The organism is Ralstonia nicotianae, assembly GCF_018243235.1.
Classification (GTDB): Bacteria; Pseudomonadota; Gammaproteobacteria; order Burkholderiales; family Burkholderiaceae; genus Ralstonia; species Ralstonia nicotianae.
Window position 1 is genome coordinate 1054619 of sequence record NZ_CP046674.1, and the last position, 13138, is coordinate 1067756.

Genomic DNA, 13138 nt, shown 5'->3' on the forward strand with positions numbered 1-13138 from the left:
AAGGCATCCTGGCGCAGCCCGGTGCCGAACCCTAGGTGTTCCATCCATGCACACTGATATTTCTTCCTTCGATCCCGCGCTCGCTGCCCGCCTGCGGGCCGCCGTCGACAGCAAGACCAAGCCGCTCGGGGCGCTGGGCCGGCTGGAGTCGCTGGCCGTGCAGATCGGCCTGATCCAGGATACCGAAGCGCCCGCGCTGATCCGGCCGGCCATGGTGGTGTTCGCCGCCGACCACGGCGTCGCGCAGGCGGGCGTCAGCGCTTACCCGCAGGCGGTGACGGCGCAGATGGTGCTCAACTTCATCGCCGGCGGCGCGGCGGTCAACGTGTTCTGCCGCCAGCACGGCTTCGCGTTGGAGATCGTCAATGCGGGCGTGGCCATGCCGCTGTGGTCGCTGGGCGTGCCCGGCCTGATCGATGCGCCCATCGGCGCCGGTACCCGCAACTTCGCGCACGAACCGGCGATGACCGCGGCGGAGCGCGACCGCGCCATGGCGCTGGGCGCGCAGCGCGTGGCGGCGCACGCCGAGCTCGGCTCCAACGTGATCGCGCTGGGCGAGATGGGCATCGGCAACACGGCCTCGGCGGCCTGCCTGATGGCGCGGCTGTGCGATCTGCCGCTCGCGCAATGCGTCGGGCGCGGTGCCGGCCTCGACGATGCGGGGCTGGCCCGCAAGTGCGTGGTGCTGGAGGCCGCGCTGGCCGCGCACGCCGATGCCCGCGCGCCGCTGGACGCGCTCGCCTGCTTCGGCGGTTTCGAGATCGCGGCCATGGCCGGCGCGATGCTGGAAGCCGCGCGGCGCCGCATGGTGATCCTGGTGGACGGCTTCATCGCTTCGGCCGCGGCGCTGGTGGCCACGCGCGTCGCCCCCGAGGTGCAGCGCTTCTGCGTGTTCGCGCACCTGTCGGACGAGCACGGCCATCGCGCGCTGCTGGCCGCGCTGGGCGCCGAACCGTTGCTGCAGCTGTCGATGCGGCTGGGCGAGGGCAGCGGCGCGGTGCTGGCGTATCCGCTGGTGGTCTCGGCGGTCGCCTTCCTGCGCGAGATGGCGACGTTCGCCAGCGCCGGCGTGAGCGAGCAGGCGCCGCCGGCGCTGGATCCGGCGGCATGATGGCGGCCCTGCGCGAGGCCCGCCGGTCGCTGTGGATCGCGATCGGCTATTTCACGCGCATTCCCGTGCCCGCATCGGTCGGCTTCTCGCAGGACGGGCTGAACCGGGCGGCACGGTTTTTTCCGCTGGTGGGCTGGCTGGTCGGCGCCGCCGGCGCGCTGGCGTATTGGCTGGCCTCGCGCACGGTGCCCGCGCCTGGCGTGGCGGTGGCGGCGTCGATGGCGGCCACGCTGCTGTTGACCGGCGCCTTCCATGAAGACGGCCTCGCCGATTGCGCCGACGGCTTCGGCGGCGGCTATACCCCCGAAGACCGGCTGCGCATCATGCGCGACTCGCGCATCGGCGCCTTTGGGGCCATCGCGGTGTGCATGGCCTTGCTGCTGAAGTGGCAACTGCTGACGGCCATGGCGGCGCAACACGCCGCGGCTGCGATGGCGGCCATGGTGGCCGCGCATGCCGCCAGCCGGGGCATGGCGGTGAGCTATCTGCTCACGCACGACTACGCGCGCATGGAGGGCAAGGCCAAGCCCGTCGCGCAGCCCATGGGCCGGCGGGATGCGGCGTGGGCGGCCCTGTTCGGCGGACTGCCCCTGCTGGGGTTCGGCATGGCCTGCGCGGCCATCGCCGTGGCCGTGCTGCTGGCGGCGCGGTGGGCGCTGGGACGCTACTTCACGCGGCGCCTCGGCGGCATCACCGGCGATTGCCTCGGGCTGGCCCAGCAGGTCTTCGAACTGCTCGTACTGTGGGTGTTGCTGGCATGGACATCATCCTGATCCGCCACGCGCGTCCGGCCATGGCCGCGGGCCTGTGCTACGGCCGCACCGATCTGCCGCTGGACGAGCCGATGGACCCCGATGCCGCCAGCATCGCCGACAAGCTTGCCGCGCATCCGCCGCAGCGGCTGCTGGCCAGCCCGTTGCAGCGTAGCGTGCTGACGGCCCAGGCGCTGGCGCGGGCGACGCGTCTGCCGATGCCCGAGCTGGATGCCCGCCTGGTAGAGCTGGACTTCGGCGCCTGGGAAGGCTGCCCGTGGGACGACATCCCGCGCGCCGAGCTGGACCGCTGGGCCCGCGACGTGCTGCACGGCAACCCGCACGGCGGCGAATCGGCCGCGGACCTGGTCAAGCGGGTGACGGACTGGGCTGCGGCGATGGCCCTTGCGCCGGTGCCCTGCGTCTGGGCCGTGACGCACGCCGGCTGCATGCGCGCGCTCGCCGCGCACTGGTTGCAGCGCCCCGTGACCGAGACCATGCAGTGGCCGCTGCAATGGGGCAGCGCCTGCGGATTTCGCGTGCTGCCCGACGAGCCGCCGCTGTTGCTGTTCTGGAACCGCTGAGCCGCTGAGCCGCTGAATCGCCGAGGGTCAGCGGTTGGTTACGCCGGCGCTTCCCTGGGCCGGACGGCGCGCGCGGGCTTGCTCCAGGCCTTCGCACAGCAGCGCCGCACCTTGCAGCAGGCGCGGGCCCGGCCGCGTGATCAGGTCGCCGTCGATGGCGAAGAGGTTGCCGCGCTGCACCGCCAGCAGGGACGGCCAGCGCTTCCAGCCGTCGAGCGTGTCGATCGGTCGGTTGCCTTGGGTGGCGCCCAGGCCGGCGGTCAGCAGCACATCCGGGTTGGCCGCGAGCACGGCCTCGGTCGAGACCGTTGGCACCAGCGGCTGCGCGTCGGCGAACACGTTGCGGCCGCCGCACAGCGCGAGCATGTCGGAGAAGACGTGCTGGCCGTTGAGCGTCATCAGCGGCTGCTGCCAGACCTGGAAGAACACCGTTACGGGCGGGCGGGCGGCGTAGCGTTCGCGCAGGTCGTCGGCCTGCCGGCGGAACCGTTCGGCGGCGTCGTGCGCGCCGGCGCGGGTGTCGAGCAGCGTGCCGAGCGCTTCGATGGCACGCGGGATGTCCGTCAGCCGGCGCGGCTCGGAGAAGAACAGCGGGATGCCGAGCGCGCGCAGCCGGTCGGTCTGCTGCTGCGCGTTGCCGTGGCGCCAGACCACCACCAGGTCCGGCTTGAGCGCGGCGATGCGCTCGAGGTCCACCGCGCGGTTGTCGCCCACGCGCGGGATGTCGCGTGCCGCGCTTGGGTAGTCGCTATAGGTGACCGTGCCGACGATGCGCGCGCCGCCGCCGGCCGCGAACAGCAGTTCGGTGGCGTGCGGCGCGAGGCTGACCACGCGCTGCGCCGGATGCGGCAGCGTGACGGTGGCACCGGTATCGTCGGTGACGGAGAGGGCGGCCTGGACCGGCAGGGCGATGGCCAGCAGCGCGGCCAGGCCGAGCACGCGCAGGCAGCGGGCGAGATGAGCGGTCATCGGGACGTGGTTTCAGCGGACAGCGGCAGCGAGGCCAGCGCATCGTCGAGGCGCTGCCACCCGAAGGCATCCGGCGGCAGGCCAAGGCGCAGGCCCTGCACGGGCGGCGTGCCGGGTACATCGAACAATCGGGTCCAGAGACCCTGCCGTGCCAGTGCCGCGTGCAGGGCGGCGGCGTCCGGCGTGGGCACCCACGCAAACAGCGGCGTGGATGCATTCGGCAGGCCATGACGGGCGAGCCGCGCGGACAGGCGGGCGCCTTCGGCCCGCAGGCGCGCGCGCGTGGCGCTTTGCCAGGCCGTATCGGCCAGCGCGGCCCGGACCACGGCCCGCGCCGGGCCGTTGACGGTCCAGTGGCCCAGCGCCTCGCGCAGCGCCGCCAGCCACGCCGGCGGCCCCAGCACGAAGCCGATGCGCGCGCCGGCCAGCCCATAGAACTTGCCGATCGAGCGCAGCACGATCAGCCCCGGCGCGCCGGCCAGCGGCGCCAGCGAGGGCGGCGCGTCCAGCGTCTCGATGAACGCCTCGTCGACGATCAACGTGCCGCCGCGCGTGGACAGCCGCGCATGCCAGTCGCGCAGCGTGGCGGCCGGCAGGCAGCGCGCGGTCGGGTTGTTCGGATTGACGACGACGAGATGCGTCAGCGCGTCGGGGAGCATCGCGTCGAGGAAGTCCCGCTCATCCAGCAGCACGACGTCGTGGCCGGCGCGGGCAAAGGCGGGGGCGTATTCGCTGTAGCCGATGCGGGCGATGCCCACCCGGCCGCGCGGCAGCAACAGCGGCAGCGCGCGGATGGCCGCCTGCGAGCCGGCCACCGCCAGGACCGCATCTGCGCTTGCGACACCGTAGTGCGAGGCTGCCGCGGCTTCGAGGCCATCGTCTTCGGGCAGGCGCAGCCATGCCTCGGGCGGGATCGGCGGGACGGGATAGCCGTGCGGGTTGATGCCGGTGGACAGGTCGACCCAGCCGCCGGACGGCTCACCGTGGCGCGCACGCGCGGCGGCCAGGTTGCCGCCGTGGGCGATGGTGAAGCGGGGCGCGGCGCTCATAGGCCCTGCCGCGCGAGGCCGGCGAAGGCCAGCGCGCCGCCCGCCGCCAGGACCGCCAGCCAGAGACCGAGCGTGCGCGAGACCAGCGCCAGCGCGCGCCGGATATCCGCGGCGCGGGCGGGGCGGCCGATGCCGAGCGGCGGGCGGGTTTCGTCGATGCCGTCGTAGCGTGCCATGCCGCCCAGCTGCACGCGCAGGCTGCCGGCGCCCGAGGCCATCACCGGTCCGGCGTTCGGGCTCGACCACCGGGGCGCCTGCGCGCGCCAGCAGCGCAGCGCGTCCGCGGTGTGGCCGAGCAGCGCATAGCTTGCGGCGGTCAGGCGCGCGGGCATCCAGTTCAGCACGTCGTCGATGCGCGCGGCCGCCCAGCCGAAGCGGCCGAAGCGGGCATTGCGATAGCCCCACATGGCATCGAGGGTATTGGCCAGGCGATACAGCACCACGCCGGGCGCGCCGCCGACGACGAGCCAGAACAGCGGCGCGAAGATGGCGTCGCTGCCGTTCTCCAGCGCCGACTCCACCGCGGCGCGGGCGATGGCCTCCTCGTCCGCGTCATGCAGATCGCGCGAGACGATGCGCGAGGCCAGGCCGCGCGCGCGGGGCAGGTCGCCCGCCTGCAGCGCTTCGGCGATGGGCGCGATGTGGTCGCGCAGGCTGCGGGCGCCGACGGCGAAGTACAGCGCGACGACGTCGGCGATCCAGGCGCCCAGCCGGGCCGTGTCCGGCGCCAGCGCGGTGATCCACGCGGCGATGGCCACGCTGGGCAATACGGCAAGGCACCACGCCACCACGCCGGCCGTGCGGGACAGCACGCGCGCGGCGGGCCGGCGATTGAGCCCGCGCTCGATCCATGCGGCCACCCGGCCGAAGCCGACCAGCGGATGCCAGCGCGGCGCCTCGCCCAGCAGGCGGTCCAGCCCCACGCCGGCCAGCGCGGCGGCGGCGATCGCCATCGGGCCCAGATCGAAGACACTGCCCGTCCACGCCGTCATGGCTGCTCGGCGGGGGGAATGGCGGGGCCCTTGACCGGCATCGGAATGCCCGCCACCAGCAGGTGCACGCGGTCGGCCTGGGCGGCCAGGCGCTGGTTCAGGCGGCCCAGCTCGTCCACGTAGAAGCGCGTGACGGCGCCCATCGGCACCACGCCCAGGCCGATCTCGTTGCTGACGAGGATCACCTCGCCGGGCAGCAGCGGCAGCGCGGTGAGCAGGGCTTCGATTTCGGCGGACCAGGCTTCGGGCGGGGTGATGGGGCCGGTCTCCGGATACGCGTGGCCGCCGGCGAACAGCAGGTTGTTGAGCCACAGCGTCAGGCAATCGACCAGCACGCAGCCGCCGTGGCGCGCGTGGGCGTACAGCGTTTCGGCTAGGCGCACGGGCTCTTCGACGACGCTCCACTGTTCGGGCCGGCGCGCGCGGTGCAGGGCGATGCGCAGTTGCATCTCCTCATCGCTCTCGCGGGCGGTGGCGATGTAGGTGACCGGGCCCGCGCACTGCAGCGCGAGCTGTTCGGCGTGATGGCTCTTGCCCGAGCGGGCGCCACCGAGAACGAGCGTGAGACGGCGTGACATCCCAGCATTCTAGCGAGGGCGGCCACCGGCGGGTGCGATAATCCGCGCATGTCGACCTCGCCGTTTTCCGGGCCGCCGCGCGGCACGCTGATGATCCAGGGCACCACTTCCGATGCCGGCAAGAGCACGCTGGTGGCGGGCCTGTGCCGCATCGCGCATCGCGCGGGCGTGCGCGTGGCGCCGTTCAAGCCGCAGAACATGGCGCTCAACAGCGCGGTGACGGCCGACGGCGGCGAGATCGGGCGGGCGCAGGCCCTGCAGGCGCAGGCCGCCGGCCTGGCGCCCACGGTGGACATGAATCCGGTGCTGCTCAAGCCCAACAGCGACACCGGCGCGCAGGTCATCATCCACGGCCGGCCGCGCGGCGATCTGAATGCGCGCGCCTATCACGACTACAAGCCGACCGCGATGGCCGCCGTGCTCGCCTCGCACGGCCGCCTGCGCGCGCAGTACGACCTGGTGCTGGTCGAAGGCGCCGGCAGCCCCGCCGAGGTCAACCTGCGTGCGCGCGATATCGCCAACATGGGTTTTGCCGAGGCGGTCGACTGCCCGGTCGTGCTGGTCGCCGACATCGACCGCGGCGGCGTGTTCGCGCACCTGGTCGGCACGCTGGCCTGCCTGTCGGAAAGCGAGCGCGCGCGCGTGACGGGCTTCGTCATCAACCGCTTTCGCGGCGATCTCTCTCTGCTGACGCACGGCCTCGACTGGCTGACGGCGCAGACCGGCAAGCCGGTGTTCGGCGTGCTGCCGTATCTGCAGGGGCTGCACCTGGATGCGGAGGACGCCGTGCAGACGGCGCAATCCGCCGCCTCGGGCGAGGTGCTGCGCGTCGTCATCCCGGTGCTGCCGCGCATCTCCAACCACACCGATTTCGATGCGCTGCGCGCGCACCCGCAGGTCGACGTGCGGATGGTCGGGCCGGGCCGGCCGATCCCGCCGGCGGACCTGGTCATCCTGCCCGGCAGCAAGAGCGTGCAGGCCGATCTCGCCTGGCTGCGCGCGCACGGCTGGGATGCCGCCATCGCGCGCCACCTGCGCTACGGCGGCAAGCTGATCGGCATCTGCGGCGGCATGCAGATGCTGGGGCGCCGGCTGCGCGATCCGCTCGGGCTGGAAGGGCGGCCGGGGAGCCTCGACGGCCTGGGCTATCTCGATTTCGAGACGACGCTGGCACCCGCCAAGCAGCTGCGGCAGGTGCGCGGCACGCTGGCGGATGGCGGCGCGGCGCTCGCCGGCTACGAAATCCACATGGGCGTGACCGAGGGCCCGGCCCTGGCGCGGCCCGCCGTCCGGCTCGACGATGGCCGCACCGATGGCGCGGTGTCCGCCGACGGGCAGATCCTCGCCACCTACCTGCACGGCCTGTTCGACGCGCCCGAGGCGTGCCGCGCGCTGCTGGCCTGGGCGGGCGTGCGCGAGGCCCGTGCGCAGGACTACGCCGCGCTGCGCGAGGCCTCGCTCGAGCGCCTGGCCGATACGCTGCGGGCGTATCTCGACCTGCCGGCCCTGTTTGCCTCGCTGGCGGTTCGCGGCTGAGCCATAATCAGCCCATGGACCGATCTGCCGGGTGATGTTGCCGGCACACGCTGGGCGCGCGAGGAGGCACACATGCCAGTGGCCGTGGTAGCGAATCCAAAGGGCGGGGTGGGCAAGACCACGCTGGCGACCAACCTGGCCGGCTACTTCGCCGCGCGGGATCATGCCGTGATGCTGGGCGATACCGACCGGCAGCAGTCCTCGCGCGAATGGCTGGCGCTGCGTCCGGCCACCGCCAGGCCCATCCACACCTGGGACATCAGCGCCGACCACATCGCCAAGCCGCCCAAGGGCACCACGCATGTCGTGCTCGACACCCCGGCCGGCCTGCACGGCTGGCGCCTCGCCGATCTCATCAGGCTCGCCGGCCATGTGATCGTGCCGCTGCAGCCCTCGATGTTCGACATCCTGGCCACCCAAGCCTTCCTGTGCAAGCTGGCCGACGAGAAACCGGTTCGCCACGGCGAGGCCAAGGTGGGCGTGGTCGGCATGCGCGTGGACATGCGCACGCGGGCGGCGGAGCAGCTGCAGCGCTTCGTGCAGGGTTTGCAGATCCCGATTCTCGGCTACCTGCGCGACACCCAGAACTACGTGCAGCTCGCCGCGCACGGCCTGACGCTGTGGGATGTGGCCCCGTCGCGCGTGGCCAGGGACGTGGAGCAGTGGCGCGGCATCCTCGATTGGGTGGCGCCCGGCGGAATCACGGCGTCGCCCGATTCCATGTAGCGGGATGCAGGGAATATAGATGCGATTGCGTCTACCGGCGGCTTGTTTTAATGCATCGCCATAATAGAAAGGCGGCCAGTGTGATCAGATTTGCCGAGAAGAAAGAGACGATCAGCATGTAGCATGCCGTCAGCGTTTCGGCATCTTCCGTATCATGAAGCCCGGTTATTTTGGCAATACCGATGCCGACCCATTCCGGCAATTGTGGGAAATAATCAAGATTTTGGCTCCATATCACCAGATACAGAAATGTAAAGGCGACCAGCCAAAGTATCAGTAGCCCCGCTTTTTTGGGGGGGCTCATCTTACAGTGATTTTTCCGTAGGTTTTCAGGTCGGTTCCTGGTATGGCCGAGGTTCCCGCATTTCTCAGCATGAGTCGGATGCGATTGAAATCGGATTGTTTCTCGATCGTAATGCAGCCTTTGCTAATTCCTCGTCCGACCATGGGGTGCAAGCGGAAATTGCCGCGCTTCACTTCCTCGCAGAACACTTCATCGTCGATCCGCTGATCGTCCGCGTAGAGCCCGAACCATTCGCTGCGATTGCCGGCCATATCCCATAGTCAGCCGAGTTTCCCTCCCGACTTCCGGTCCACGATGTAATACGTTCCCGGAGGGATGGGGCCAAAGTGTGCCAAGCAAGCATTGGCACGTTGATTAACGTAAGGCTTTAATCCGGAGAAAGCGGGAACTGAGATGTTTCCAATATGGAAAGCACTCATCGGCTGGCTGTTGAGTTCAAAGCTGCAATAGAACACGCAGAGCTCCAGGTAAAATGCAGCGTTTGATTTTACGTGGAGCTAGGTTGTTCTCAATTCAGCAGATCTGAATTCAGATTTCCAGGTTGTCGATCAGGCGCGTCTTGCCGAGCTTGGCGGCGGTCAGCACCACCAGCGGTTCGCCGGCGGCGATGTTCTCGGGCGTCGGCGGCTGCAGGTCGGAGCGGCGGCGCACGGCCACGTAGTCGGGCTGCCAGCCGCGTCCGCGCAGGTGCTCCAGCGCCTTTGCGGTGACTTCCTCGACCGAGGCCTGGCCCTGCAGCACGGTTTCCAGCATGGTCTGGCGCACCTGGCCCAGCGTGCGGTACAGCTCGGGCGCCTCGGCGCGCTCTTCGTTCGACAGGTACGCATTGCGCGACGACAGCGCCAGGCCGTCCTCGGCGCGCACCGTCTCGGCGGGGATGATGTCGACCGGCAGCGCGAACTGGTTGGCCATGCGGCGCACGATCATCAGCTGCTGGTAGTCCTTCTTGCCGAACACCGCCACGCGCGGCTGCACGCACGAGAACAGCTTCATCACCACCGTGCACACGCCCTTGAAGAAGCCGGGGCGGAATTCGCCTTCGAGGATGTCGCCCAGGTCGTGCGGCGGCTCGACGCGGTATTCCTGCGGCTCGGGGTACATGTCGCGCTCGGTGGGCGCGAACAGCACGTAGACGCCTTCCTTCTGCAGCTTCTCGATGTCTGCCTGCAGCGTGCGCGGGTATTTGTCGAAGTCTTCGTTGGGGCCGAACTGCAGCCGGTTGACGAAGATCGACGCGACCACCGGGTCGCCGTGCTGGCGCGCCAGGCGCATCAGGCTCAGGTGGCCCTCATGCAGGTTGCCCATGGTCGGCACGAAGGCGACGCGGTTCTGGCCGCGCAGCTGGTCGCGCAGTTCCTGGATCGAGGAGATGACTTTCATGCGTTCTTGTTGGAGTCCGGCAGACCCGGCGGATCAGGTCAGGGGGATCAGGTCGGGGAATAGGCCAGCCGCACGTAGATCGGCGCGTAGGGTTCGGCCTGGGTGATTTCCAGCAGCGATTCGCGCGACAGCTCCAGCATGGCGACAAAGTTGACCACCACGATGGGCGCACCCTTGCCGGAGCGGATGACGTCGTCGAACAGCTCGGTGAATTCCATGAACCGCGCGTGCTGCAGTCGGCGCAGGATCTGGCTCATGTGCTCGCGCACGGAAAGCTCTTCGCGCGAGATCTTGTGGTGCTGGGTGAGCTTGGCCCGGCGCAGCACGTCGGCCCACGCCGCGCGCAGGTCATCGGCGTTGACGTCGGGGTAGCGCGGCGCGAGGCTCTGTTCGATGTAGACCTGCGCGCGCAGGAAGTCGCGCCCGAGCACCGGCACGGTGTCGAGCTTCTGCGCGGCGAGCTTCATCTGCTCGTATTCGAGCAGGCGGCGCACCAGTTCGGCGCGCGGGTCTTCGGGTTCTTCGCCGGAGTCGGTCTTCTTGACCGGCAGCAGCATGCGCGACTTGATCTCGATCAGCATGGCCGCCATCAGCAGGTATTCGGCGGCGAGCTCGAGGTTGGTCGCGCGGATCTGCTCGATGTACGCCAGGTATTGCCGCGTCACCTGCGCCATCGGGATGTCCAGCACATTGAAGTTCTGGCGGCGGATCAGGTACAGCAGCAGGTCCAGCGGCCCTTCGAAGGCTTCGAGAAAGATCTCCAGCGCATCGGGCGGGATGTAGAGGTCCTGCGGCAGCTTGAACAGCGGCTCGCCGTACAGCCGCGCGAAGGCCAGACCGTCGATCTGGGCGGGCGTGGAATCCTGTTCGGGCGCCACGCTGGGCAGCTCGACGGAAAGCGGCAGCTTGTCCTGCGCGGGAGTCGTCATGCGGCGGCGGGGCGGCGTGCGTCCGGGATCGGCCGGTCAGTCGAGCGAGTAGACGTAGGGCTTTTGCGGCACGCGCGAGAACTGGGCGCGCGAGCGCTCTTCGAGGTCGACCGGCTCCTTGTCCCACAGGAGCGAGCGGCCCTGGCGCTGCTGGGCTTCCAGGTCGGGCTTGCTGGTCTTGAGTTCTTCCAGGAACTGGGTGATCTCGGACTTGTACAGAGACATGACGGTATGTGATGTTGGATGACCTTGCCGGCCCCGACCGGTGGCCCGGGCGGAGAACCGGCGCATTTTACCGTATGCCCGCGCGGCACGGCCGATGCGGGCGCGCGGACCGGTCCGGCGGGGCGGCCGGTTGCAATTGCCCGGGCACCGGCCGGGGCCGGTATGGTCAAATAACACCTTTCCGTCGACTCGCCGGCGCAGGGTGCCGGCGCCCACCCGCCAGGATGACCGGCCGCCAACGACCGTCACGCTTCCGTCTTCTTGCCACGCCCGCCGCCGCGCTGCTCGCCGGCTGCGTCCTGTCCGTCGCCTGCACGGCCGCCCGCGCCGCCTACGAGGTCAGGATCGAGGCGCCCAGGCCGCTGCGGGACCTGCTGGAGCGCCACCTGGACCTGGCCCGCTACCAGGACCGCAAGGACATCACCGACGATCAGTTGCAGTACATGGTCGAGACCATCGGCGAGCAGGTCACCAAGCTGACCGCCACCGAGGGCTATTTCGTGCCCAAGGCGACCGCGCAGCTCGAAGGGCCGCCCGAGCGCCGCACCGTGCGCGTCAAGGTGGAGGCCGGGCCGCGCACCACCATCGACAGCGTCGCGCTGGACTTCACCGGCGCCATCGCGCAGGAGCCCAAGCGCATCGACGCGCTGAAGAAGGCCTGGGGCCTGCCGCAGGGGGCGCCATTCCGCCAGTCCGGCTGGGACAAGGCCAAGGAAGACAGCCTGGCCGCCCTGCAGAGCAAGCGCTACTACGCGGCCAGGCAGACGGCATCGCAGGCGCGCGTCGACCCCGACGAGAACAAGGCCGATCTGTCGGTCGCCTACGACAGCGGGCCGGCCTACACGCTGGGGCCGCTGGATGTGCAGGGCCTGTCGCGCTATCCGCGCAGCATCATCGACCATGTGAATCCGCTCATCGTGGGCGAGGACTATTCGGCCGACCGGCTGCAGGCGCTGGCCGCGGCCATCCAGGGCCAGCCGTATTTCGCCAACGCGATCGTCGACCTGGGCGACGATCCGAACAATCCGGTCGCGGCGCCGGTGCGCGTGCGGGTGCGCGAATATCCGCCCAACCGCATCACCAGCGGGGTCGGCTACAGCACCGATACCGGCGCGCAGGTGGAAGGGCGCTACCAGTATCTGAACCTGTTCGACAAGGCCTGGGTGCTGGACACCCAGGCGCGCATCGAGCAGCGCCGCCAGTACCTGTTCGGTAGCGTGACCCTGCCGCCGGACGGCAAGCGCTATGTCAACAGCCTCTACGGCAGCCTCGACCGCACCAACCTGTCGGGCACCGACACGCGCAGCTACCGCTCCGGCTTCAAGCAGACGCGCGTGCGCGGCATCTACGAAACCTCGTTCACGATCGACTTCTACTACGACGACCTGCGCCCCGACGGCGCCGCGCGCGAACTGAGCAAGGCGCTGGTGCCGGGCTTCGCCTGGACGCGCCGCGACGTGGACGACCCGCTGTTCCCGCGCCGCGGCAACATCCTCACCACGCAGATCGGCGCGGCGGTGAAGGGGCTGCTGACCGACCAGTCGTTCGTGCGCTCGTACAGCCGCATCCGCCAGTACGTGCCGGTCGGGCAGCGCGACATCTTCGTCGCGCGCGCGGAACTGGGCGCGGTGCTCACCGCGGGCGCCGCCGACGGGGTGCCGGCCACGCTGCGCTTTCGCACCGGCGGCACGCAGTCCATCCGCGGCTACGATTTCCAGAGCATCGGCAACGATGTCAACGGCAGCACGCTGCCGACCAAGTTCCTCGTCACCGGCGGGGTGGAGTACCAGCGCTGGTTCCTGCCGCAATGGGGCGCCGCGGTGTTCTGGGACACCGGCACCGCCACCGACAACTGGACGCAGCGCCGGTGGTTCAACGGCGTGGGGGTCGGCGTGCGCTGGAAGAGTCCGGTCGGCCCGATCCAGCTGGACCTGGCCTACGGCATCCAGCAGCACCAGTTCCGTCCGAGCGTGGCGCTCGGCATCGCGTTCTGAGGGCGGCGG

Annotated in this window: 14 protein-coding genes and 1 pseudogene; 6 read left to right on the forward strand and 9 right to left on the reverse strand. The window is 70.2% G+C overall.

What is annotated here, in order from left to right; translation table 11 throughout:
• Positions 1 to 46: 46 nt before the first annotated feature.
• The 3 genes from cobT to cobC are packed head-to-tail and all read left to right on the forward strand — an operon-like array spanning position 47 to position 2447.
• Positions 47 to 1111: a nicotinate-nucleotide--dimethylbenzimidazole phosphoribosyltransferase gene (gene cobT / locus GO999_RS04940; protein WP_020832492.1), complete on the forward strand. Its 1065-nt coding sequence runs from the start codon at positions 47 to 49 to the stop codon at positions 1109 to 1111.
• Entirely contained in the window at positions 1108 to 1884 is a 777-nt protein-coding gene (locus GO999_RS04945) for an adenosylcobinamide-GDP ribazoletransferase (RefSeq protein ID WP_211906613.1), read from the forward strand. The genes cobT and GO999_RS04945 overlap by 4 nt, the downstream gene beginning before the upstream one ends.
• Positions 1869 to 2447, forward strand: coding sequence for an alpha-ribazole phosphatase (gene cobC, locus GO999_RS04950; RefSeq protein ID WP_011002318.1), 579 nt, complete (start codon positions 1869 to 1871; stop codon positions 2445 to 2447). The genes GO999_RS04945 and cobC overlap by 16 nt, the downstream gene beginning before the upstream one ends.
• Positions 2448 to 2474: 27 nt before the next feature.
• Here cobC and GO999_RS04955 read toward each other — a convergent pair whose 3' ends face one another.
• From GO999_RS04955 to cobU, 4 genes are read right to left on the reverse strand one after another with little or no spacing between them, the layout of a single operon-like run.
• Positions 2475 to 3416, reverse strand: a complete 942-nt coding sequence (locus GO999_RS04955; RefSeq protein WP_211906614.1) for a cobalamin-binding protein — start codon at positions 3414 to 3416, stop codon at positions 2475 to 2477.
• Positions 3413 to 4465 (reverse strand): threonine-phosphate decarboxylase CobD, encoded by a 1053-nt coding sequence (cobD, locus tag GO999_RS04960; protein WP_211906615.1) that lies wholly within the window; start codon positions 4463 to 4465, stop codon positions 3413 to 3415. Before cobD ends, GO999_RS04955 begins: the two co-directional genes overlap by 4 nt.
• Complete coding sequence (gene cbiB, locus GO999_RS04965; protein ID WP_197361818.1) at positions 4462 to 5457, reverse strand: adenosylcobinamide-phosphate synthase CbiB; 996 nt, start codon at positions 5455 to 5457, stop codon at positions 4462 to 4464. The genes cobD and cbiB overlap by 4 nt, the downstream gene beginning before the upstream one ends.
• A complete protein-coding gene (cobU, locus tag GO999_RS04970) occupies positions 5454 to 6035 on the reverse strand; it encodes a bifunctional adenosylcobinamide kinase/adenosylcobinamide-phosphate guanylyltransferase (protein WP_011002314.1) in 582 nt (193 codons plus the stop codon). The genes cbiB and cobU overlap by 4 nt, the downstream gene beginning before the upstream one ends.
• Before the next feature lie 48 nt (positions 6036 to 6083).
• Between cobU and GO999_RS04975 the strand changes: the two genes are divergently transcribed.
• On the forward strand, positions 6084 to 7571 hold the full coding sequence (locus tag GO999_RS04975) for a cobyric acid synthase (RefSeq protein WP_211906616.1): 1488 nt from the start codon (positions 6084 to 6086) through the stop codon (positions 7569 to 7571).
• Positions 7572 to 7643: 72 nt separating this feature from the next.
• Entirely contained in the window at positions 7644 to 8297 is a 654-nt protein-coding gene (locus tag GO999_RS04980) for a nucleotide-binding protein (protein ID WP_019718395.1), read from the forward strand.
• Between the two features lie 31 nt (positions 8298 to 8328).
• Here the strand turns inward: GO999_RS04980 and GO999_RS04985 are convergent, their stop codons facing one another.
• From GO999_RS04985 to GO999_RS05005, 5 genes and pseudogenes are all read right to left on the reverse strand, one after another.
• Positions 8329 to 8601 carry a hypothetical protein gene (locus GO999_RS04985; RefSeq protein WP_016725184.1) on the reverse strand — a complete coding sequence of 91 codons (273 nt, stop codon included), beginning with the start codon at positions 8599 to 8601 and terminating at the stop codon, positions 8329 to 8331.
• A pseudogene (locus GO999_RS04990) lies at positions 8598 to 9056 on the reverse strand (tlde1 domain-containing protein). Before GO999_RS04990 ends, GO999_RS04985 begins: the two are co-directional and overlap by 4 nt.
• 73 nt (positions 9057 to 9129) lie before the next feature.
• Positions 9130 to 9981 carry a pantoate--beta-alanine ligase gene (gene panC / locus GO999_RS04995; protein ID WP_011002310.1) on the reverse strand — a complete coding sequence of 284 codons (852 nt, stop codon included), beginning with the start codon at positions 9979 to 9981 and terminating at the stop codon, positions 9130 to 9132.
• A gap of 47 nt (positions 9982 to 10028) precedes the next feature.
• The gene (locus GO999_RS05000; RefSeq protein ID WP_011002309.1) at positions 10029 to 10910 is read right to left on the reverse strand and encodes a segregation and condensation protein A; all 882 of its coding nucleotides are present in this window, start codon (positions 10908 to 10910) and stop codon (positions 10029 to 10031) included.
• A gap of 36 nt (positions 10911 to 10946) precedes the next feature.
• Entirely contained in the window at positions 10947 to 11135 is a 189-nt protein-coding gene (locus tag GO999_RS05005) for a DUF3460 family protein (RefSeq protein ID WP_011002308.1), read from the reverse strand.
• 224 nt (positions 11136 to 11359) lie between these two features.
• On the opposite strand from GO999_RS05005, the gene GO999_RS05010 reads away from it, so the two are divergent.
• Positions 11360 to 13129: an autotransporter assembly complex protein TamA gene (locus GO999_RS05010; RefSeq protein WP_211906617.1), complete on the forward strand. Its 1770-nt coding sequence runs from the start codon at positions 11360 to 11362 to the stop codon at positions 13127 to 13129.
• Positions 13130 to 13138 lie beyond the last annotated feature (9 nt).

Excerpts from the sequence above, each read along its gene's own strand:
- cobC (WP_011002318.1), top strand. The coding sequence starts at position 1,869 with ATGGACATCATCCTGATCCGCCACGCGCGTCCGGCCATGGCCGCGGGC.
- GO999_RS05005 (WP_011002308.1), bottom strand. The coding sequence starts at position 11,135 with ATGTCTCTGTACAAGTCCGAGATCACCCAGTTCCTGGAAGAACTCAAG.
- GO999_RS04980 (WP_019718395.1), top strand. The coding sequence starts at position 7,644 with ATGCCAGTGGCCGTGGTAGCGAATCCAAAGGGCGGGGTGGGCAAGACC.
- GO999_RS04955 (WP_211906614.1), bottom strand. The coding sequence starts at position 3,416 with ATGACCGCTCATCTCGCCCGCTGCCTGCGCGTGCTCGGCCTGGCCGCG.
- cobU (WP_011002314.1), bottom strand. The coding sequence starts at position 6,035 with ATGTCACGCCGTCTCACGCTCGTTCTCGGTGGCGCCCGCTCGGGCAAG.
- GO999_RS04975 (WP_211906616.1), top strand. The coding sequence starts at position 6,084 with ATGTCGACCTCGCCGTTTTCCGGGCCGCCGCGCGGCACGCTGATGATC.
- cobD (WP_211906615.1), bottom strand. The coding sequence starts at position 4,465 with ATGAGCGCCGCGCCCCGCTTCACCATCGCCCACGGCGGCAACCTGGCC.
- cobT (WP_020832492.1), top strand. The coding sequence starts at position 47 with ATGCACACTGATATTTCTTCCTTCGATCCCGCGCTCGCTGCCCGCCTG.
- GO999_RS04985 (WP_016725184.1), bottom strand. The coding sequence starts at position 8,601 with ATGAGCCCCCCCAAAAAAGCGGGGCTACTGATACTTTGGCTGGTCGCC.
- GO999_RS04945 (WP_211906613.1), top strand. The coding sequence starts at position 1,108 with ATGATGGCGGCCCTGCGCGAGGCCCGCCGGTCGCTGTGGATCGCGATC.
- panC (WP_011002310.1), bottom strand. The coding sequence starts at position 9,981 with ATGAAAGTCATCTCCTCGATCCAGGAACTGCGCGACCAGCTGCGCGGC.
- GO999_RS05010 (WP_211906617.1), top strand. The coding sequence starts at position 11,360 with ATGACCGGCCGCCAACGACCGTCACGCTTCCGTCTTCTTGCCACGCCC.
- GO999_RS05000 (WP_011002309.1), bottom strand. The coding sequence starts at position 10,910 with ATGACGACTCCCGCGCAGGACAAGCTGCCGCTTTCCGTCGAGCTGCCC.
- cbiB (WP_197361818.1), bottom strand. The coding sequence starts at position 5,457 with ATGACGGCGTGGACGGGCAGTGTCTTCGATCTGGGCCCGATGGCGATC.